This window comes from Shewanella eurypsychrophilus (assembly GCF_007004545.3).
In the GTDB taxonomy this organism is placed as follows: Bacteria; Pseudomonadota; Gammaproteobacteria; order Enterobacterales; family Shewanellaceae; genus Shewanella; species Shewanella eurypsychrophilus.
Genome location: NZ_CP045503.2, coordinates 3,680,848 through 3,702,741 on the forward strand (window position 1 = coordinate 3,680,848; position 21,894 = coordinate 3,702,741).

The following is a 21,894-nucleotide window of genomic DNA, read 5'->3' on the forward strand; positions in this document are numbered from 1 at the left end:
TGAATTCTTAGTTTTTCTTTAATCTTTTACTCGCAACTCGAGACTTTCTTAGCTCTATCTTTAGCTCGAAACTGCTTTTAAATAACCATGACTTTTAAGATAATCGACAACCTGTTTCGCACAGGCTTCGATAGAGTGCTCTGCGGTTTTCACATGCACTTCTGGCTGCAACGGCAATTCATAGGCTGAGTCTATTCCGGTGAAATTTTTAATCTCACCGGCGCGAGCTTTCTTGTATAAGCCTTTAGGGTCTCTTTGCTCACAGATTTCTACTGGCGTATCAATGAACACTTCAATGAATTGACCTGCTTGTAGCTGACCTCTAACGAGCTCTCTATCGACCGTAAATGGCGAGATAAACGCCGTCGAAACCAGTAAACCAGCATCAGCAAACAGTTTGGAAACTTCACCGATACGACGAATATTCTCAACTCGATCTTGATCTGAAAAGCCTAGATCGCCATTCAAACCATGGCGAACATTATCACCATCGAGAAGATAGGTTTTACAACCAAGGTCGTGCAACATTTTATCGACCGCATTAGCGACGGTGGACTTGCCTGAACCACTAAGCCCAGTAAACCACAGCACAGCAGGGCGGTGCCCATGACTCTTAACTCGCTCTTCATGAGACACACTCGCCAGATGCCAAACGACATCGGAGGATTTATCTTCAGTTTCTACAGCCTTATACGGTGACATTAACAATCCTTGAAATACTCTAAAAATCTAGTTGTAAGTTGTAAGTTGTAAGTTGTAAGAAGATAAAAGCAATCAATGAAATACCGTGTAAGGTTTTTTACTTAAAACTTACCACTTAAAGCTGCTCTTCACTGCTTTCCCTAAAACGGAAAAAATACCGGTACGGCGGTCAATACGATCATTGCGTACACTAAACTCACAGGTAGACCGACTTTAACAAAATCACTGATGCGATATTGTCCTGCGTTGTACACCATTAAGTTAGTTTGGTAACCGTACGGGCTAATAAAACTGCCACTGGCCGCGAAGGCCACCGTCATCACAAACGGTAAGATATCGACGCCAAAGCCTAATGCAATACTGTAAGCAATAGGGAACATTAATGCCGCAGCGGCGTTATTGGTAATAAGCTCAGTCATCAACCAAGTAGCAACATAAATAATCACCAGAGCAAAATACAGATGGTTGTTATTGGTCCCTTGTTGTACTAAGTTTGCGATGACATCGACAACGCCTGTATTAACCAAAGCTTGTGAAAGTAAGATAGCCGAAGACACGATTAACCAAATATCGACAGGAAAGCGCCTTACCACCTCGTTAACGTTAAGACACTTGCTAAAAATCAGCACGCCAAGAAACAGCAGCATTCCTTGCAGCATCTCTATCACACCAGTGGCAGCTAACATGATAGTCAAGGCAAAGCCGCCAACAGATACCCAAGCTTTAATCCCATTGATGCGAACTTCAGGCTCTACACCACTGATCACAATGAAGTTTTTACTGATGTTGCGACGACTCTTAAAATCTTCACCGACCGCTAAGACTAAGAAGTCTCCAGCCTTAATAACAACCTCACCGAGTTTCCCTGATATCTGCTCCCCATCACGCCGTATCGCGACCGCTGCCGCATCAAATAAAGCTCTAAAACCTGCTGCTTTTAAGGTTTTATTGATTAATATACTCTCTTGTTTAACAACAACTTCGGTCAAATTTGAATCCAGCAGACCATTCTTTTCAGCAAACATCTCTAAGCCTGAAAACTGACTTAACTGCATCACCTTAGTAATATCACCGCTAAAGATCAGTCTATCATTCACTTGAAGCACTTCGGTGGGGGTCACAGGACTTATCAAGCGGCCATCACGCACCACCTCAACTAAAAATAGTGACTCAAGGTGCCTAAGACCATTGCCTTCAACTGAACGCCCAATTAACTCAGAACCTGCAATGACTTTAGCATCAATAAAATACCCTTTTGAACAGGTGTCTTTGGGTTCAATTTCGGGTAACCAACGAGAAACAAATCGCAAGACTAATCCACAACCTAAGACCAATAATGCACCGACGGCAGTAAATGAAAAGAAGTTTAGCGAGTGACCCACTGCATCGATATATAAACTATTAACTATCAGGTTCGTCGATGTACCAATTAAGGTTAGGGTTCCGCCCAAAATAGCGGCATAAGACAATGGCAACAATAACTTACTGGCAAAATGATGTGGATTATTGCGAATGGGTGATAGTAAGGTGGCAACCACAGCCGTGTTATTTAGCATGGCAGAGCTCAGCGCGGTGATCCCAAACAGCCTCATCCAGGTAGAGTTGTAGCTGCTCACTATCACTTTAGACGCTATCACCCTCAGTAAACGCGTTTTTTCAAGCGCAAACGAGCACAGGATTAATAAAACCAGTGTGACTAGACCAGGATTAGACATACTAGAGAGTAGCTGCTCTCTTGAGACTAGATTAAAAGCAACCATAATCAACAGAACCACACCGAACACGACAGCTGGGCGGCTCTGAAAGCGGACCAGTCCCGCAATAGTCGCGAAAAAAAGTCCTATGGTGAAGTATGCATCTAAAGACATAAAATCCTATCTTTTCATTGTAGGAGCGGCTTCAGCCGCGATTGATAAAAGCAAAAACTCCCGGCTAAAGCCAGTCCTACATAAGAATAAAACCTACACAATCGAATAAATCCAAACAGGCCGGATAAAGCCCGTACACAGTAGGAGCGTGCTTTAGCCGCGATGGTTTTATTTGCCGTGATTTCGGGGCTAAAGCCCCTCCTACAATAAAGCCCCTCCTACAAAGAGATATCCTTCGTTCCCCAATGTGGGAAATGCTTACGTACCAAGGCGTTCATCTCTAACTCAAACTCAGAGTAGCTGTGCTGTTTAACAGACTTGCCTTCGATAGAATTGCGGATCATACCGGCACCGACTGTCACATTGGTCAGGCGATCTATGATGATAAATGCACCTGTTGCACGATTAGCATTATAGGCATCAAACTGAATCGGCTCGGTGACAGCAAAGTGGCAGTTACCAATTTCATTGAGTTCAAGCTGTTGAGCGTCTTGTTTCTCGAGGGTATTCACATCTATCTTATGATTGATTGCATTGGCATAACCGTAAACAGATTTACTGCCGACCTTGATAGCATATTCTCTATCAACACAAAGAGGCTCTTCAGTCATCCAAACCACGTCAGCTTCGAAGTTACGGGTTGAATGCGGCTTATCATGGGGACGTACTAACATGTCACCACGACTGACATCTATTTCGTCTTCAAGCGTCAGAGTAACAGCTTGACCTGCTGAAGCTTTTTCTAGTTCACCATCAAAAGTCACGATTGATTTCACACGGGTTTCTTTATTAGAGGGCAGCGCGACAACAGTATCACCAACGCGCACCTCTCCCGAACCAACAGTGCCACAAAAACCACGGAAATCCAGATTCGGACGATTAACGTATTGAACCTGAAAACGAAGCGATTCGCTCTTATCTTGTTCAACAGAAACTGTGTTAAGTAATTTCAATAGCGTAGAACCTGGATACCAGGTCATATGCTCACTTTCGTTGACAACATTATCGCCTTTTAATGCCGAGATAGGCACAAAGCGAATATCTGAGAACGCGAGGTTTTTGGCAAACTCACGGTACTCTTTCTTAATGCTTTGATAGGTAGCTTGATCATAATCCACCGCATCCATCTTATTGATCGCGACGATGACATGCTTAATACCTAACTGAGAACAGATAAAGCTATGACGACGCGTCTGAACTTGCACACCGTGACGAGCATCAATCAGGATAATCGCTAAATCACAGGTTGAAGCACCTGTGGCCATGTTGCGGGTATACTGCTCATGGCCCGGCGTATCGGCCATAATAAATTTGCGCTGCTCTGTGGCAAAATAACGATAAGCAACATCAATAGTAATACCCTGCTCTCGCTCAGACTGCAGACCATCAACGAGTAATGCTAAATCGAATGACTCATCGGTAGTATTAAAGCGCTTAGAATCTTTCTCAATGGCTGCCATCTGATCTTCAAAAATCATTTTGCTATCAAACAACAAACGACCAATTAAAGTAGACTTGCCATCATCGACACTGCCACAAGTTAACACTCGCAACATATCTTTGTTTTCGTGGACTTTCAGATACGCTTCGATGTCAGAAGCAATCAAATTCGAACTTGTGGTCATCTCTGTTCCTTATCTATGAGCTTCGAGCTTCGAGCTTCGAGCTTCGAGCTTCGAGCTTCGAAAAGCTTGCTCACTGTTGAATCAATTTTCAATATTTTTTCTGAGAGTTTTAATGAAACTCCCAAGCATTTTACTAATTTGTTCACATTCACTGGCTAATATTGAAGATTCATCACTGGAAATATATTGGATCTCTTCACCAATCATTATTTGAGTCTTTAGCTCACCAATAGAACCTTTAGCAATACTTAAGAACCTGGCTTTTTCTCTGTCAGACTCCCGTTCCATGCCCTCTGCAATATTGCTTGGTACCGATAAACCTGAACGACATATTTGATCTTTAAAACCAAAGTCACGAGATTCAGAAAACAATCTATATATCTGAACGCTCAGGGAAAAACTTCGCTGCCAGACTTCAAGTTGTTCATATTTCATATAGGCCTCCTTGCCTGTCGAGCTACGAATGATAAAAAACCAAAAAATTAAATCACAACAATGGTTTCTAGTTTTCTTTAATCTTTTACTCGAGACTTTCTTAGCTCTGTCTTTAGCTCGGAGCCGTTTTATCGAAACTCGATACTTTCTTTGCAGTTGCTTTAACTCGTAGCTGTCTAGGCTCCGCCTAGAAGTACCCTTCCATCTTCTTCTTTTCCATCGAGCCCGAAGAGTCATTATCTATCACTCGACCTTGGCGTTCTGAAGTCGTACAAAGCAACATCTCTTGAATGATCTCAGGCAATGTAGTGGCCTCAGACTCAACAGCGCCGGTCAATGGATAACAGCCCAGAGTTCTAAAGCGGACCATTTTTTGTTCGACAACCTCACCTTCTTCGATTGGCATACGTTCATCATCGACCATGATCAAGGTGCCATCGCGCTTAACGACTGGGCGAGGCTTTGCAAGATAAAGCGAAGGAATTTCAATACCTTCAAGGTAGATATACTGCCAAATATCAAGTTCAGTCCAGTTTGAAAGCGGGAAAACTCGAATACTTTCGCCTTTATCGACTTTGCCGTTATAGATATTCCAAAGTTCAGGGCGTTGGTTCTTAGGATCCCATCTGTGCTTATTGTCACGGAAGGAGTAGACACGTTCTTTAGCCCGAGACTTCTCTTCATCGCGGCGGGCACCACCGAAAGCGGCATCGAAACCATGCATATCTAAAGCTTGTTTAAGCCCTTCAGTTTTCATGATATCTGTATGCTTTGCACTGCCATGAGTAAAAGGACTTATGTTCATCTCTAACCCACGCGGGTTCTTATGAACAATCAAGTCTAAGCCATGCTTTTCAGCCATCTGATCACGAAAGGCAATCATCTCCTTGAACTTCCAGTTGGTATCGACATGCAATAAAGGAAAAGGAATCTTTCCCGGATAGAATGCTTTACGAGCCAAGTGCAGTAAGACAGATGAATCCTTACCAACAGAGTAAAGCATCACAGGGTTATCAAATTCTGCGGCCACTTCACGCATAATTTGAATGGATTCAGCTTCAAGCTGCTTAAGGTGAGTTAGATGTGTAGACATATTGATTTCCGCATAAAACGTGATCAAATCCAGTTAACGACAACTATCATTATTTTTAAGTATAGTTGTCGGTAACTAACGAAATTTAGCTTAAGAAGATAATAACAGCACAGAAAAGGATTAGAAGTTATAAAAACGTTTTATCTATAACGAAATGGAATATAAAGTGCAGAAACGATTTTCATAGAAAAGGGAGGCTAAGATGATGCGGCGCTGTTAGGGCTAAGAAGGTGTCAAAAGCCAAGACGGCGGCTAACCTGGAAAATCTAAGATGACGCTGCGCTGTAGAGGCTGAGACGGCTTAATTTGTAAGAGCGGCTTAGCCGCGATTGGTTAAAACAACCAAAGCCTCGGGCCTGAAGACCCTCCTACACAAGCAAACAATACACCATCATTTATTGTAGGAGCGTGCTTTAGCCGCGATTGGGTGAAACAACCAAAGCCTCGGGCCTAAAGACCCTCCTACACAAGCAAACAATTCGCCATCATTCATTGTAGGAGCGGCTTTAGCCGCGATTGATTAAAACAACCAAAGTCTCGGGCCTAAAGACCCTCCTACACAATCAAACAATTCGCCATCATTTATTGTAGGAGCGGCTTTAGTCGCGATTGATTAAAACAACCAAAGCCTAGGGCCTAAAGACCCTCTTACACAATCGAATAACTCACCATCATTCATTGCTGGAGGCGCTTTAGCCGCGATTGGTTAAAACAACCAAAGCCTCGGCCTGAAGACCCTCTTACATCTGAATACCCTCCTACACAATCGAACAATTCATCATGTTTTTTGCTTATGGTATACTCACAACAGTACTAGAATTAACAAGTAACGCTCGCATGTTCCAATTAGATAAAGCCGTACTCATTAACGCAGTTAGAAGCAAACTTCCCAATCTCAAGCTAATCTACTTGTTTGGTTCATATGCGAGTGGAGAACAGCATCCCGAAAGTGATCTGGATATTGCCATACTGCCAAACAAAGCACTCGATAATATTACACGTTGGGACATAGCCCAAGAGTTAGCCTCTGAATTTGATGTCGATGTCGATCTGATTGATCTCAATTGCGCTTCAACGGTATTGTGTCAGCAAGTCATTACTCAAGGGATATGCCTTTGGGGAAATACTCACGATGATGATATTTTTACGACAAAAACCATGTCGATGTATCAACATCTACAGGCCGAAAGAGCCGAAATATTAAGCGACTTCAAATCGATAAATCACAACCAGTAAGTATGTATGGCTTATACCAATCGGTATAAAGATGTGGTCACTCAGCGAGAACTAAGAGGCATATCGATGAACGATATAACAATCAATAAATTAACCACTATCAGACGCTGTTTAACACGTATTAAAGATGTTTATGGAGATGGTAGCTCCTTTCCACATGATTACACCTTACAAGATAGTGTATTGCTCAACTTGCAAAGAGCCTGCGAGGCGAGCATAGATATAGCCAACCACATAAGTCGTCAACATAAGTTTGGAGTACCACAAAGCAGCCGTGACAGCTTTACCTTGTTAGCACAAAACGATGTCATACCAGTAGCGCTCGCAGATAAACTAAAAAAAATGGTGGGTTTACGCAATATTGCCGTCCATGACTATCAAGAGTTAAATCTCGACATTGTTATCCATGTCATCAAACATAATTTAAAGGACTTTGAAGATTTTATAGACGCAATCCAGCCAGTATAAAATATGACGCTGCGCTGTAGAGGCTGAGATGGCTTAACAACAAAAACCTAATTCGGGCCTAAAGACCCTCCTACACAAGCAAACAATACACCATCATTTATTGTAGGAGCGGCTTTAGCCGCGATTGATTAAACAACCAAAGGTTCGGGCCTGAAGCGCCCTCCTACACAATCAAACAATTCGCCATCATTCATTGTAGGAGCGGCTTTAGCCGCGATTGATTGAAACAACCAAAGCCTCGGGCCTGAAGACCCTCTTACATCTGAATACCCTCCTACACAATCGAACAATTCGCCATCATTCATTGTAGGAGCGTGCTTTAGCCGCGATTGATTGAAACAACCAAAGCCTAGGGCCTATTACACAATCGAACCACTCACCATCATTTATTGTAGGAGCCGCTTTAGCCGCGATTGACTGAAACAACCAAAGCCTCGGGCCTGAAGACCCCCCACACAATCTAATACCTTACTTATACCTAACTATCGCGACAGCTACCGCTCTATTACTTGCACCCATTAACATCTAATAGTGAAACATTTAATGGAAAATCCAGGCTTGTCGAAGGGGTGGAGTAAAAATCAAACTCTACCGTCTGAACTAAATCTTCATACTCAATATCGAATGAGCTAATAAGATAAGGGTATTGCCGAATAAAGTTGCCCTCATTATCAAACTCCAGAGACGCCTTGTATTGCCCAAGTCCGCCAACCTCACCATCAACAATATTTAAACCGTTATTTTTCAATTTAAAGTATAAGTCCCACCTATTTTCATCAACTTTAATAAAATAGGTTGTTAAGTAAATTTGCTCTCCCATAGGGTCACAAATCAAAGCCGTCACAGACCCCCCATAACTCCCCCGGTCATCATAACTAAATTCGCTTGTATCCATAACAGGTGAAGATGACGGAAGGTTAAATCGAAACTTAACCTTAGTTGTCTCATATGTAGGTGTCACTTCAGGAGTGACAGGTGCTTCCTTGCTATCACCTGAAGAGTTATCACAGCCAGACAGAGCTAAAATTAATACGGTACCCAATAAACATTTTATGACATTCATATATAAATCATCCTTAATTTAACCACTATTTGGTCATTAGTATTAAGCGAGTCTATCTCACTCTATCTACCTCAAACATGATAAAAATCATGTTGACCAAACATATACGATGATTTTAAGTTATCTGCTATGCTGTTATTTTTCTAGCAATTGTCTATCTAACAGCTATCTCTCTAGCAATGTTGTGAGTTGCCTCTTAAAATCTTCACCCAATTTTTCATTACGCAGACCATACTCAACAAACGCCATCATGTAGCCTAGCTTATCACCACAATCATGGGACTTACCTGTCATATGAAATGCTTCTACGGTATCGGATTCGATCAACATCTCGATGGCATCTGTAAGTTGAATTTCATCCCCGGCACCAGCGGGTGTTCTTGCCAGAAGATCCCAGATTTTTTCAGATAAGACATAACGGCCAACAACAGCAAGATTAGATGGAGCCTCATCAAGAGCAGGTTTCTCAACCATCTTAGAGATAGCCGTCGACTCCCCAGCACACAGAGCAACACCATCACAATCGAACAATTCATCATGTTTTTTGCTTATGGTATACTCACAAGGGTACAAATTAACGCAATTAGAACCCAACTTCCCAATCTAAAGCTAATCTATATGTTTGGTTCATATGCGGGCGGAGAACAGCATCCAGAAGGTGATCTAGATATTACAATGTTGCCAAACAAAGCACTCGACTTCATCTCTAATCTAAGAACAGCTGCAATAAATAAGTGAACCGGAAAACCTTAAAGAAATGTCCGCATCACTTTCTCAAACGAGATAGTCATTGATAGTTAATAGCTAGATCACAGTTGAACCTCACTGTTCATGGGCCAATAACGTGAATCTTTCTGGGTGATTGAGAAGTTCAATCTAAGCTTATTCTTGATTCTAAGAAGGCTACAAAAAAAGCTATAAAAAGGCTATAAAAAATGAACATCATAGTAACTGGCGGAGCCGGATTTATCGGCTCTGCAGTCATTAGGCATATTATCAACAACACTCAAGACAGGGTGTTGAATTTAGACAAGCTGACTTACGCCGGAAACCTAACATCTGTTGCTAGTGTTAGTTCATCACCACGATACCAATTTGTTCAAGCCGATATCTGTGACTACCAAACTGTCCAAAAAATATTTAGTGACTTTCAACCAGATTGTATTATGCATTTAGCCGCAGAGAGTCATGTGGATCGCTCCATAGATGGACCCGCTGAATTTATCCAGACAAATATTGTTGGTACCTATAATTTGCTTGAGGTCGCCCGTCACTACTGGCAGCAGTTAGAAAGTGATAAAAAAGCAGCATTTAGATTTCACCATATTTCTACAGATGAAGTATTTGGTGACTTAGGCGATACGGGTGCGCTTTTCACAGAAGAGACCCCCTATGCACCAAGTAGCCCTTATTCGGCGTCGAAAGCCTCATCCGATCATTTAGTTCAAGCCTGGCACCGAACATATGGCTTACCGATTATCATGACAAACTGCTCAAACAACTATGGACCTTTTCATTTCCCTGAAAAACTCATTCCCTTAGTTATTATCAATGCCCTGCACAATAAGCCGCTTCCTATCTATGGTAAGGGTGATCAGGTACGTGATTGGCTCTATGTTGAAGACCATGCCAGAGCGCTCTATAGCGTGCTTACTACAGGAGCGGTAGGACAAACGTACAACATAGGTGGCCATAACGAGAAAACGAACCTGGAAGTCGTTGAAACTATTTGTGATGTATTACAATCCTTAGTCGGTAAACCCAAAGAACACGCTCACTATCGAGAACTGATCACTTTTGTTGATGACCGACCAGGGCATGACTTACGTTACGCCATCGATGCGTCTAAAATCGCAGCAGACCTAAACTGGCTACCAACAGAGACGTTCGAAACGGGGCTAGAAAAAACCGTTCAATGGTATCTTGATCACCAAGAATGGTGGCAAGCTATTATGGACAACACATATGCAATGGATCGCTTAGGTCTGATTAAAGGCAAAAAATGAAAGGTATTATATTAGCCGGAGGCTCAGGCACACGTTTATATCCAATAACAAAAGGAGTCTCTAAACAGCTGTTACCCATTTATGACAAACCTATGATTTATTATATTTTGTCTGTATTAATGTTAGCTAAAATAGATGAGATATTACTCATTACCACACCGGAAGATCAGATAAATTTTAAGAAATTACTTGGAGACGGTAGTCATTTCGGCATTTCCCTTTCTTATGCTGTTCAGCCTAAACCAGAAGGCTTGGCACAGGCATTCATCATAGGGGAAGAGTTCATCGGACAAGATGATGTCTGCTTGATTCTTGGCGATAATATTTTTTACGGACAAGGTTTTACAGAGAAAATCACCCGAGCTAAGAGCAATAAAAAAGGCGCCACTGTATTTGCCTATCAAGTCAAAGACCCCTGCCGTTTTGGTATTGTTGAATTTGATGAAGCTTTCAACGTGTTAAGCCTAGAAGAAAAACCTAAGCAGCCAAAATCGAAATGGGCAGTAACTGGGCTTTACTTTTATGATAACCAAGTGGTCGACATAGCCAAAAAAGTAAAGCCTTCAGCAAGGGGAGAATTAGAGATAACCTGTATTAACCAGGCTTATTTTGACCGAGACCAATTATCAGTAGAACTTCTGGGCAGAGGCTTTGCATGGCTAGATACAGGTACCCATGACAGTCTCATTGAAGCTGGGCAGTTTGTTCAAACTATCGAACACAGACAGGGAATGAAAATCGCCTGTCTCGAAGAGATCGCATATCGTAACGGATGGTTGCAAAAAGAAGATCTGCTTGAACTTGCAAGACCTCTTGCTAAAACGGGATATGGAAAATACTTAACAGATATAGCAAATGGCAATATCCGCTAAATTAACTCACTAAAACTTGGATTGCCATTTCTTTAAACCCCGAGTCCACTTCATCGGGGTCATATCACTAAGGCTCTGTTCAACTATTAGCTAACATTAATTCTAACTGTTCTCTAAACTCAACACCCAGTTTTTCATTTCTCAGACCATACTCAACAAAGGCGGTCATATAACCAAGTTTGTCACCGCAATCATGTGCCTTTCCTGTCATATGGAAGGCCTCAACGGTATCGGATTCGATCAACATATCGATGGCATCTGTAAGTTGAATCTCATCCCCTGCACCTGCTGGCGTTCTTGCCAGAAGATCCCAGATCTTTTCAGATAAGACATAACGGCCAACAACAGCAAGATTAGATGGCGCCTCATCAAGAGCAGGTTTCTCAACCATCTTAGTGATAGCCGTCGACTCACCAGCACACAGAGCAACACCATCACAATCGGCAATACCATACTTACTGACGTCTTCATCAGACACTGGTGAAACCATGATCTGACTAGCCAAAGTAGACTTGTAGCGGCCAATCATGGCCGCTAAGTTATCACTGCTTTGGTTGGCTGTGTATTCATCTAAAATAACATCGGGTAAAACCACAGCAAAAGGATTATTGCCTATGCATGGTTTTGCACATAAGACTGCATGTCCAAGACCCTTAGCTTCCCCCTGCCGCACATGCATAATAGTCACATCCTTGGGACAGATAGCCTGAACTTCATCTAACAACTGACGCTTAACCCGTTTCTCCAGAGTAGACTCGAGTTCATAAGAGGTATCGAAGTGGTTCTCGATAGCATTTTTACTGGCGTGAGTTACAAGCACAATTTCTTTGATACCCGCACTAACACATTCATTAACGATATACTGAATGAGCGGTTTGTCGACCAAGGGCAACATCTCTTTAGGTATCGCTTTAGTGGCAGGCAACATACGGGTACCAAGACCTGCAACCGGAATAACTACTTTCATTTTAATCCTTAAACGAAAAGAGCTTAACTAAATTAAATTCATAACTCTGTTAAGCTCAATAAGAGGTCACTGTAATGACTATTGTAGTGAATTAATCACTGCCAAAAAGATCCCTAGTGTAAATTTTATCAACAACATCGCTGAGTTCTTCAACCATACGGTTGGAAACAATAACATCTGACATCTGCTTAAACTCAGCAAGGTCTTTTACTACACGAGAGTGATAGAATTCAGCTTCGTCGAGTACAGGCTCATAAACAACAACCTCAATACCTTTCGCCTTAATTCGTTTCATGATCCCTTGAATAGACGACGCTCTGAAATTATCAGAACCGCTTTTCATGATCAGTCGATAGATACCGACGGTAGTAGGGTTTTTCTTAATTATTGAATCGGCAATAAAGTCTTTACGAGTGGAATTGGCTTCAACAATGGCACTGATCAACGAGTTCGGTACATCAGCATAGTTTGCACGAAGCTGTTTAGTATCTTTAGGTAAACAGTAACCACCATAACCAAAAGAGGGATTGTTATAATGATTACCAATACGAGGGTCTAAGCCGACACCTTCGATGATCTGTTTGGTGTCTAGGCCATGGGTTTCCGCATAGGTATCTAATTCATTAAAGTAAGCAACACGCATGGCTAAAAAGGTATTAGAAAACAGCTTAACCGCTTCGGCTTCAGTAGAGTCAGTGAACAGAATGTCAATATCAGACTTAATTGCAGCATCCCCTAACAAGCTAGCAAAAACTCTTGCTCGCTCAGAACGCTCACCTATGATAATCCGAGATGGGTGTAAGTTGTCATATAACGCCTTACCTTCACGTAAAAACTCCGGCGAGAAGATAATGTTATCACACTCAAATTTTTGGCGAACTGATTCGGTATATCCAACCGGCACTGTCGACTTGATTATGATCACCGCAGCAGGATTTATCTCTAGTACATCTTGAATAACAGCTTCAACAGAGGAAGTATTAAAAAAGTTAGTGACAGGATCATAATCTGTAGGCGTCGCTATCACCACATAGTCTGCACCTTGATAAGCATGTACTTTATCAACCGTAGCAACTAAATCAAGTGACTTATTGACTAAAAAATCCTCTATCTCATTATCTGAGATAGGTGAAACCTGTTGATTAATGAGGTTAACTTTTTCATCGATAATATCAACAGCAACAACTTCATTATGCTGTGCAAGAAGCACCGCGTTTGACAGTCCTACATAGCCTGTTCCAGCAATGGCAATTTTCATAATTATTACTCAATAAAGTTAATTTAGCAGCTTAGTCAACTGGGGAACTAATAAACGGGCCCCCCATTCACTTAAATGATTATCATCGTAATAGTTAGGCCTTTCTCCGGTCGTACCGAAGCACCTATCATTCTTACAAAGGGATTGAGTTACATTAACAGTTTCAATGTTACAACTCGTTGACAGTTGCTCCAAAGCCTCTATAAAAACATGATTACGTTGTGAATATGAAGCCATACTGACGAAAGGAGCTTCGAAGTCTCCATCTAAAAGCATCCGAGCGACATTCTTAGGCATACTCATCGGAAATTCAGGAGTAGGAGTCATAAATATAACCCGACTATTATCGGCAATTGAGCACCAAGTCTGTTCTAGAGCTTGATTAAAACCTTTCTGAAAACCAATGTTAGGATCATCTAGCGTTATTCGGGCGCCAGCTTCCTCTCCTAACTTACCGGATATGTAGTAAGACCAACGATTAACAACCAGAATAGGGATATGAGGGTAGTTCTGTTGAATATTAGCCAGTTCATTATCGATGAATGAACGACAACTCTCAGCATTACTATTATTTAGCGTCACACCTTTAATTGTCGGGCACCCAGCTTGAGCAATAAATAAAACTGACGAATCACTAGGCAAAGATTTTACAACAGCATTAACCATAGTACTCGCATGACTATCTCCGATTAAAATAAGATCAGGTAAGGACTTTTCAGGACCATAAGTACAACGAGGAGATGATGTCGCCTTCTCACTTAAACAGCGGCCTTTTCTAGGTTCACGATTAAGAAACTCTTGGTCTGCAACAATAATGTTTTTAGCAAACCTTGACTCATAAGGCGCACCATTCACTAGGTAGATAGAGACAGTAACAACTAGCACTGTCACCAAAGAAACTAAGGAGTAGGAGGCTAATTTAAGACTATTGTTGAAGTTTTTAAAAGACTGCTCAATAAATATAAAAGATAGATACCCAAGCAGTAGTGAGATCACAATACCGAAAATTGCATGAATAGCTGATATTTCCCCAAAAGCTCTTACACATAGAACAGCTATAGGCCAATGCCAAAGATAAACAGAATATGAAATATTACCGAGTAAATTAAATGGCTTAAGTGAGAAAATACGTCCATCTTTATGATCTGCAAAAATAACTAAAAAAGTCGCTAGAACAGGCAACAAGGTCATTGTACCGGGCCATTGATAGCTTGAATCTACGAGGAAAATAGATGTGATCAGCCCAGTAATACCAATATATGCCAGCATTGCTCGTGTAGATTTTGATGCTTTTAAAGGATATAGATAGGCGACTCCCCCAAGCAGCATCTCCCAAGATCGGCAAAGCAGGCTAAAATATTGAGAGCCGTCTCCGACATAATTGACAAATAAATTATAAAGAAACAAAGCTAATGTGAGCAAGAGCAAGGTCACTCTCAGTTGGGGAGCACCTACGAGCTTTTTAAACAGTAGAATCAATAGAGGGTATAAAATATAAAACTGCCACTCAATAGATAATGACCAAGTATGCAGAAGTAATTTTTCATGTGAAGCTGTATCAAAATACCCAGCTTCAGCTGAAAAAATAATGTTAGATAGAAATACCAAACTACTCGTAGCATGCTTGCCTAACTGCCGATACTCGGTTGGCAGAAGGATAAACCAACCTATAATCACTAAACAAAGACACAGAAAAGCCAGCGCAGGAATGATCCGCTTTGCTCTTGAGATATAAAATTTAATGAGGCTAAAGCTACCGTGATCAATCCCTTGAAAGATAATTTTTGTCATTAAGAAGCCTGAAATGACAAAAAAGATATCTACACCGGCAAAACCACCGGAAATAGCTGTCACTTCAAAATGAAACAACAAAACGCTTAATACCGCAAAGCACCGTAAAAAATTTATATCATGCCTAAAGCTCACTTTTACTTCCTTTTAAAAACTGAAACGATAGAATCATACGCCAGAGAAAACAAAAACCTAGGGTATTGATTTAAAAGACGTTTAATCACATATTTATCATTAAATATTCTATATAACCAACGCAGGTGAAGCTGATTAATTAAATCAGGGTAATACTGAACCCCTTCGGAGCTTTGATGCAAAAAACCACCACAGGTATAGATCTCTTTAATCCCTCCGAAAGAGTGCGCCTTTAGTTGTGCACCAAAGTGCTCCTGATATGGCGTACCCATACCACACACTACGTACTCAGCCCCTGTCTCTATGATCGTTTTAATGGCATTAAGTGTCTCAGCATCATCAGAAAAATACCCATCCCGGTAACCTACAACGTTAAGATTGGGGTACTCTTGCTGAAACAGTGCCATCGTTTTAGCAATTTCATTGGGTTTAGCACCAATAAAGTAAACAGCTGCTCTGGATTGATTTAATGTCTCCAAGAAGGTTTTTCCAAAAGATCCATAATCAAAGCTGACTCTTGGGACACGTTTATTTGCAATCAAGGAGAACGTTAGGCTGGAGACAATGGCATCACTATAAAAAACATCAACCTGTTCATAACAAGCAAAGTTATCCTTCAAAATCATATAAGAGTATGGATTAACGAAGCTAATTAGCTTTGGCTGGCTCATATTCTCTAAAGAGCAATCCATTGAGCGAGTAAAACTTTCATTGATCTCTGGAGCTTGAATAACTTTATTGATAATTGGGTGCATCATTAAACCTGTGAGAATGTAAAACTACCTTCGATTTTTCGCAAAAGTATATAGCTTATAGAATATGGATTTTGGCACTAACAGAGCTAACATGCCCACAAAGCGATAAAAATCGACCTTTAGAAAGGAGGAGGACAGTAAAAGCCTCATTGCTGCTTTTTTATCACCTAAAACCAGATTGTTCTTCACGCAACTCATAACTGTGAGATGCATTAAATCTTTTAAACCTTTCTGCAGTTCGATTGGAACCTCGCCGTCGGCAAGCATAGTGTCAAATATCGCTAACTGAGGGGCCGGGACGATGACTTGATTCAAATCACATGCACTGCCCGACACTGTTAGATCGTAAAACACACAGCTTTGGGGATGAAACATAATCCGTGAGCGACAGGCAACTTTACTCCAGACAACTTGATCCTCTCCCATTTTCATACCTACAGGAAAACCAGCAATGTCGAGTAAAATAGCACGACGAATACACACCGATGAAGCAGTAATAGGGAGGTCAGCATTAAAGCATGATGAAAAATAATCAGTGATATAACCAGGTTTACCCGGCATACCTTTCAGTTTTGCGGCGATTACTCTTTTGTTTTCTACAAAAGAGTAATGGGTACAATATAAACCGGCAGTTTTATCTATGTTCATTAACTCAAAAATATTGGCAATAAAGCTAGCATCCCAATAATCATCTGCATCAAGGAATGCGATAAATTCAGTGTTGGCATGCTCGATTCCAGTATTTCTTGCTACAGAAACCCCTTGGTTAACCTGCCTAATCAATGTGACTTTTGGAAACCGTGACGCAACAATTTCGGCACTACCATCCGTTGAACCATCATCAACAATAATGATCTCATCAACGGCTATGGTTTGCTTCGCGATAGAGTCTATCGCCCGTTCAATGTATTGCGCCTTATTATACAGTGGTATCACTACAGAGATAGAGTACACAGCTAAGTCCTATCCGTCACTTTATGTGAAAAAATTAATGCTAAAGTAAATGCAAGCATAATAGATGAAGTGCCATTAAAAATAACATGTCCTGCGGTAATGGAATGAAAAAATATCAATGACAACAATAAGACATAAAAATAATTACGAGTTTTGAATGCCTTGAAGACACCGACAAAGTAGGTAGCAATATATAGCAGGGGTATCATAACGCCATAAGAAAAAAAAAGTTCAAATAGATCATTTTCTAACAATTTTCTTGTGGTTAAAATGGCACTAGAAGGGTCAAGATACGCATAATATGCGCCTGCGCCGAACAAGAACCTGATCGCATGTAGCCCCTCCCAGTCAACAATATTAAAGGCATTAATGATGAACTTATCTCTCGAACTTGCAAGCAGAGTCCATTTATTGTCGATATGATTAAACTTATAGATGATATTTTCGAACACTGAACCGAGTAATTCTAATAGGGGAAAAAGCAGATAATAGGAGGTGACCAAGGCTAAGATAATCGACACAATCGGAAAAGAACGGCCTATCTTTAACAACAGGTAGATCATTCCTATAGCAAAAAAGATGAGCCCCCCTTTAGTTCCTATCAGTGCGGTGGTAACCAGCAACAAAAGAATATGGACAAGTTTAAACAGTTTTAACGTCTGTAAACGGTGAACTAAAATTAACGCACAGCTCCCCATAACGACACCTAAACCGTTACCAGAAACAAATAAGCCTCTTGTCGCAATACCCTTAGAATAATTACTGATATGGAAACCAGATAAGTAGGCGGTTAGCACTAGAATACTGATGATAGTGCCATACAAGATAACCCAATACTCAATTTGATTTTTAGTCAGTAACCCTTTCCTGCAGATATCGACAAAGAATATAATACAAAAAGAGCAAAATATGACTTTTGTAGACATCACAATGCCAAAGAGAAATGGTATTAACTCTCGATGGAACAGCGCAGAGACGCTTTCAATAAAAAGAAAATAGCAAAGAATAGTGATAGCAAGTAATTTGGCATAATGAGAACAGTATTTAAGTATCAAAAAAACAACAAAAATAGTCGCTATCAAACGCCCTAACTGAGAGGGCGAGCCTAAACTGCCATCCCCCATAATGCCAAGTTTGAATAAAGCCCCCGATATATTATCGAAAAAAGGCAATAAAATAACATTCAACGCCAGAAAAAGCTGGAGATAACTGTACTTGAACCTTGTTGTGGCTAGGGCGATACTAGTCATCGAGTAAGTGCTTAGCTAGCACATCCCAGGAAAAGTTTTTAATCGCCAGTTGACGGCTAGATAACTGTAATTCATTCATTCTCTGTGGTGATGCAAATAACCCTTTTAGTTGTTCAGCGAGTTCAGTTGCACATAATTTATGTACAAAAACAGCTTCATCGGCAGATAACAGCTCATTAGTCGCAGTGATCACATCTGGGCTTTTTTGAAAAGCGACAACAGGTAAAGCACACGCTAAAGCTTCAAGAATAGTCTGGCCTAACGGTTCATACACTGAGGTCATTAAAAAAGCATCGGCACTCTGGTAATAAGCTAAAGGGTTTTGTTGTACACCAGCAAACGTCACGCTACTCTCGAGTGAATACTCTGAGACTTTCAGCTGGTATAGCCCCTCCTCCTCTCCACCGCCAACGAGCACTAAGTGAAAACCTGGTAGGCTACGCATCGCTTCTAAAGCAAACACTATCCCTTTCGCACTGACAAAACGTCCAACTATAAGCAACACGTGCTTATCCAGAGGTAAGCCAAGCTCTGCTTTAAGTGCGCTTTTCGCTGGCCCATCGAGGGGGCAAAACCTAGAAGTATCGACGCCAGGCTTTAACAGTGCCAAGGGTTTCTCATGAGTCAAACAAGCATTGACCTGTTGCTGCATGTTGTGACTAAATACGGCTAATTTGTCAGCTTGATTAAATGCCCTTTGTTGTATCCAAGTATGTAGATACCACTGTATTTTTTGCTTGACCCTACCCAGAAAACCACTTTGTTTAGAGAGGTTTTTGGCCGTATTTTGAAACTTAACAACACCAGGCAACAGATACGTGACAGACTTTAATCCAGCAATTTTTGCCATCACAGTAGTAGAGTGAAAACGACTAATTGTGATCACAGGTGATGAGCTATGCTTTATCTTACGATATGCTTGCCACATAGCAAAGAAAGACAGTAGTCCTCTCACAGGCCTGAGATAAAGCGGAAGATGAGAAAAACTTGAATAACGGTGTATATGTACACCGTCCAGGCTCTCATATTTAGCTAAAGAGCAAGCTGTAACACTGTTTACATCACTAACAACAACATCCACATGATAACCCTGAGAAACGTAACTTAACGCCAAGTAACGTAAAGAGTTCTCAATACCACCTATATTGGGAAAGTATGCATTACTAGTGATCAACACTGACTTCATTTAGCTACCGCATCAATAATAGCCTTAACTTCCTGCCACAATTTTTCAGTTTCAAGTTTGAACTCTGCTGCTTTAATATTGATCTGCTTATGCAGCTCATTGTTTTTATCTAAACTCGTATCAATAAGTGCATCTAACTGAGCTTCAGTAGCTTCAGGAGCAAGCAATAACTCTGTGGCTGTATAGTTCTCATGGAGGCGCTCATATTTATGGCTCCAACTGGTAGATATACAAGCAATACCATTAGAAAGCGCACTGATGCAACCGTGAAAGCGAGAGCAGAAAACAGCAGTTGAGGCAGCGATTATCCCCTTAACCTTTCTAGGATCCAGCTCCTCAATAACCATTAACGGCTGATCTAATTGCTGATTCAACCGAGCTATTAGCTCACCATCCTCATGGCCTTCATGATTTAAAAAGAAGGGCGTCAGTCCCTTGCTGCGATACAGTTTAACCGCGGTTAACACAGTAGACTCATAACACGCTAGCCACTGCTTATTCTTATTTCGAGGGTTAACCATATTCTTATTTGGCACAATACACGCCAAGGGCTGACTAAGATCGAAACCATCAGGTAAAAGCCCTTTTACTGCATTAGTAAAATCACCAAATTGCCTAAAAGTGGAAAAGTCACCCGTGATCTGATGAATATAGTTAAAGGTATCCGCTTCACGCGCACAAACAAGTGCCGCCTTAGGGAAACTATTGGCAATTTGGGCCCGAACCTGTGGGTCAGAAAAAGGTCCCATCGCCTGTGGCATAAAAATATAAGGTTTGTTGTGTTTGTGGTTTCGTATGAGTTCACCACTTAAATGACGAATACTCATTTTCGGGCTCCACTGATCCGAATATGAAAACCCCGAAGCATCAATGACTACATCAATATCCGCTTCAGTCACGACTCCCCATTTACGTAGATAGCGACGCACGGCACTAGGAAGATGATAAGAAAACGAATTGAGGTCTAAGTACAATTTTCGTAGCGAGAGTTTTTGCCAAGCAGAAACACTTGTCCTCTGCAAAAAGCTAGCTTTAACACTTGGGGTTAACGCTATCTCAGCATCAGGCCAATAGGCCTCGATACGATCCAGTACGGCACATAACATCAGCTCAGCGCCTTTATTCTCGAACTCAACACCTTTCAACTCAATAATCACAACTGTACTTCCTTGATTAATTCATTCACACTTTTTTTCTGAGAAAAAGGGATCATACCTGTCTGCTCAGCATATCCGATGGAGATCATCATTAATGGACGCTTATTCTCAGTCAATTTTAACTTATCAGCCATCTTGGCTTCATACTGCTCAATATCCGGCCAGTTAATCACACAAGAGCTTAAGCCTAAGGTCTCTAAGGCCAGCATCAACTGCATAGAGGCCAGTGAACCATCGATATAGATCACATGACGATCGCGCTCATAGGGATAAGCAGCAAGATCACCAACAACCACGATCACGCATTGAAAATTATGAGAAAAACCAGCAGTGCCCATAGGCATAGCCCCTATCTCTTTAGCCTCATCAGGATTATCAAACAAAAAGAACTCGAAAGGCTGACGGTTACAGGCACTAGGCGCCAGAGTCGCAGCAGAAATCGCTTTATCTATCTCAGCGCGGGGTACAGGTTTATCTTCAAACCAGCGCACTGAGCGTCGCTGTACACACAGATGTTTGAACTGCTCAAAACTAACATCTGTCTTGATAATTGAATCGCGAGAGTAAGGCGCATGTTGCTCATTGGCATTAACATCACTATGCAAGCCTATAAACTGCTCCCTTGCATCGTCAACGACTCTTGATTGCCCAGGTTTTACCGCTTCAAAATACTGATTAAGTACATCCTTGGCCCATTTGCCTTCGGCGTCGGCAAGCGTATTAGCACTGTGACTATCAATATATCGCTGTACAGTTTCTTCAATGAACGCTAAACCGAAAAGATCCCGACGAGGTTGCATGATCAGGCCCTTCTCAACTCTGTGAATATTACGTCTTAGCATAACGCTCGAAGCCGCAGGATCGGATAACTGCTTCCAATAACGTTTACGCCCCTGCAATACAGCAACATGCTCTCTGTCGAATTTACGGCTGAAAAAACAGTAATATACAGAGGATAAAAAACGGCTCTCGGCACAAATGTTGACACATAATTTATCGAAGGATTCAAATTTGGCTTTTACAGACGCGATCAAATCAGGCGACAGTATCCGTTTCAATAATGAACGCATAAC

Annotated in this window: 20 protein-coding genes and 1 pseudogene; 5 read left to right on the forward strand and 16 right to left on the reverse strand. The window is 41.3% G+C overall.

Annotated elements, in window-relative coordinates; translation table 11 throughout:
- Positions 1–60: 60 nt before the first annotated feature.
- The 5 genes from cysC to cysD form a co-directional block, all read right to left on the reverse strand.
- Complete coding sequence (gene cysC / locus FM038_RS15610; protein WP_142874268.1) at positions 61–702, reverse strand: adenylyl-sulfate kinase; 642 nt, start codon at positions 700–702, stop codon at positions 61–63.
- Between the two features lie 140 nt (positions 703–842).
- Entirely contained in the window at positions 843–2,570 is a 1,728-nt protein-coding gene (locus FM038_RS15615) for an SLC13 family permease (protein ID WP_142874269.1), read from the reverse strand.
- Positions 2,571–2,788: 218 nt separating this feature from the next.
- Entirely contained in the window at positions 2,789–4,195 is a 1,407-nt protein-coding gene (gene cysN, locus FM038_RS15620) for a sulfate adenylyltransferase subunit CysN (protein WP_142874270.1), read from the reverse strand.
- An 81-nt stretch (positions 4,196–4,276) separates the two neighbouring features.
- Positions 4,277–4,630 carry a four helix bundle protein gene (locus tag FM038_RS15625; RefSeq protein ID WP_142874271.1) on the reverse strand — a complete coding sequence of 118 codons (354 nt, stop codon included), beginning with the start codon at positions 4,628–4,630 and terminating at the stop codon, positions 4,277–4,279.
- A 187-nt stretch (positions 4,631–4,817) separates the two neighbouring features.
- Positions 4,818–5,723, reverse strand: coding sequence for a sulfate adenylyltransferase subunit CysD (cysD, locus tag FM038_RS15630; RefSeq protein WP_142874272.1), 906 nt, complete (start codon positions 5,721–5,723; stop codon positions 4,818–4,820).
- An 837-nt stretch (positions 5,724–6,560) separates the two neighbouring features.
- Between cysD and mntA the strand changes: the two genes are divergently transcribed.
- Together mntA and hepT are read left to right on the forward strand one after the other, a co-directional pair.
- Entirely contained in the window at positions 6,561–6,959 is a 399-nt protein-coding gene (gene mntA / locus FM038_RS15635; protein ID WP_142874273.1) for a type VII toxin-antitoxin system MntA family adenylyltransferase antitoxin, read from the forward strand.
- Between the two features lie 66 nt (positions 6,960–7,025).
- Positions 7,026–7,427, forward strand: a complete 402-nt coding sequence (gene hepT, locus FM038_RS15640) for a type VII toxin-antitoxin system HepT family RNase toxin (RefSeq protein ID WP_142874274.1) — start codon at positions 7,026–7,028, stop codon at positions 7,425–7,427.
- A gap of 505 nt (positions 7,428–7,932) precedes the next feature.
- Here the strand turns inward: hepT and FM038_RS15645 are convergent.
- A complete protein-coding gene (locus tag FM038_RS15645) occupies positions 7,933–8,490 on the reverse strand; it encodes a flagellar basal body FlgE domain-containing protein (RefSeq protein ID WP_142874275.1) in 558 nt (185 codons plus the stop codon).
- A 165-nt stretch (positions 8,491–8,655) separates the two neighbouring features.
- Positions 8,656–9,015: pseudogene (locus FM038_RS15650) on the reverse strand (sugar phosphate nucleotidyltransferase); the annotation flags it as partial.
- A 93-nt stretch (positions 9,016–9,108) separates the two neighbouring features.
- Between FM038_RS15650 and FM038_RS25435 the strand changes: the two are divergent.
- The 3 genes from FM038_RS25435 to rfbA all read left to right on the forward strand — a co-directional run bounded on the left by FM038_RS25435 (position 9,109) and on the right by rfbA (position 11,368).
- Positions 9,109–9,228 (forward strand): nucleotidyltransferase domain-containing protein, encoded by a 120-nt coding sequence (locus tag FM038_RS25435; RefSeq protein ID WP_419555597.1) that lies wholly within the window; start codon positions 9,109–9,111, stop codon positions 9,226–9,228.
- A 197-nt stretch (positions 9,229–9,425) separates the two neighbouring features.
- Positions 9,426–10,496 carry a dTDP-glucose 4,6-dehydratase gene (gene rfbB / locus FM038_RS15660; protein WP_142874277.1) on the forward strand — a complete coding sequence of 357 codons (1,071 nt, stop codon included), beginning with the start codon at positions 9,426–9,428 and terminating at the stop codon, positions 10,494–10,496.
- Positions 10,493–11,368 (forward strand): glucose-1-phosphate thymidylyltransferase RfbA, encoded by an 876-nt coding sequence (gene rfbA / locus FM038_RS15665; RefSeq protein WP_142874278.1) that lies wholly within the window; start codon positions 10,493–10,495, stop codon positions 11,366–11,368. The genes rfbB and rfbA overlap by 4 nt, the downstream gene beginning before the upstream one ends.
- 79 nt (positions 11,369–11,447) lie before the next feature.
- On the opposite strand, the gene galU is transcribed toward rfbA, so the two are convergent.
- The 9 genes from galU to FM038_RS15710 all read right to left on the reverse strand — a co-directional run bounded on the left by galU (position 11,448) and on the right by FM038_RS15710 (position 21,891).
- Positions 11,448–12,335 (reverse strand): UTP--glucose-1-phosphate uridylyltransferase GalU, encoded by an 888-nt coding sequence (gene galU, locus FM038_RS15670; protein ID WP_142874279.1) that lies wholly within the window; start codon positions 12,333–12,335, stop codon positions 11,448–11,450.
- Positions 12,336–12,426: 91 nt separating this feature from the next.
- Positions 12,427–13,593 carry a nucleotide sugar dehydrogenase gene (locus FM038_RS15675; RefSeq protein WP_142874280.1) on the reverse strand — a complete coding sequence of 389 codons (1,167 nt, stop codon included), beginning with the start codon at positions 13,591–13,593 and terminating at the stop codon, positions 12,427–12,429.
- A gap of 18 nt (positions 13,594–13,611) precedes the next feature.
- The gene (locus FM038_RS15680) at positions 13,612–15,519 is read right to left on the reverse strand and encodes an acyltransferase family protein (protein WP_142874281.1); all 1,908 of its coding nucleotides are present in this window, start codon (positions 15,517–15,519) and stop codon (positions 13,612–13,614) included.
- A gap of 2 nt (positions 15,520–15,521) precedes the next feature.
- Positions 15,522–16,277, reverse strand: a complete 756-nt coding sequence (locus FM038_RS15685; protein WP_142874282.1) for a WecB/TagA/CpsF family glycosyltransferase — start codon at positions 16,275–16,277, stop codon at positions 15,522–15,524.
- Between the two features lie 21 nt (positions 16,278–16,298).
- Positions 16,299–17,228 carry a glycosyltransferase family 2 protein gene (locus FM038_RS15690; RefSeq protein ID WP_195873081.1) on the reverse strand — a complete coding sequence of 310 codons (930 nt, stop codon included), beginning with the start codon at positions 17,226–17,228 and terminating at the stop codon, positions 16,299–16,301.
- Positions 17,229–17,230: 2 nt separating this feature from the next.
- Positions 17,231–18,478: an O-antigen ligase family protein gene (locus FM038_RS15695; protein WP_195873082.1), complete on the reverse strand. Its 1,248-nt coding sequence runs from the start codon at positions 18,476–18,478 to the stop codon at positions 17,231–17,233.
- Complete coding sequence (locus FM038_RS15700; RefSeq protein ID WP_142874286.1) at positions 18,471–19,664, reverse strand: glycosyltransferase family 4 protein; 1,194 nt, start codon at positions 19,662–19,664, stop codon at positions 18,471–18,473. The genes FM038_RS15695 and FM038_RS15700 overlap by 8 nt, the downstream gene beginning before the upstream one ends.
- Complete coding sequence (locus tag FM038_RS15705; protein ID WP_142874287.1) at positions 19,661–20,821, reverse strand: polysaccharide pyruvyl transferase family protein; 1,161 nt, start codon at positions 20,819–20,821, stop codon at positions 19,661–19,663. Before FM038_RS15705 ends, FM038_RS15700 begins: the two co-directional genes overlap by 4 nt.
- Positions 20,818–21,891 carry a nitroreductase family protein gene (locus FM038_RS15710; RefSeq protein ID WP_142874288.1) on the reverse strand — a complete coding sequence of 358 codons (1,074 nt, stop codon included), beginning with the start codon at positions 21,889–21,891 and terminating at the stop codon, positions 20,818–20,820. The genes FM038_RS15705 and FM038_RS15710 overlap by 4 nt, the downstream gene beginning before the upstream one ends.
- Positions 21,892–21,894: the final 3 nt, after the last annotated feature.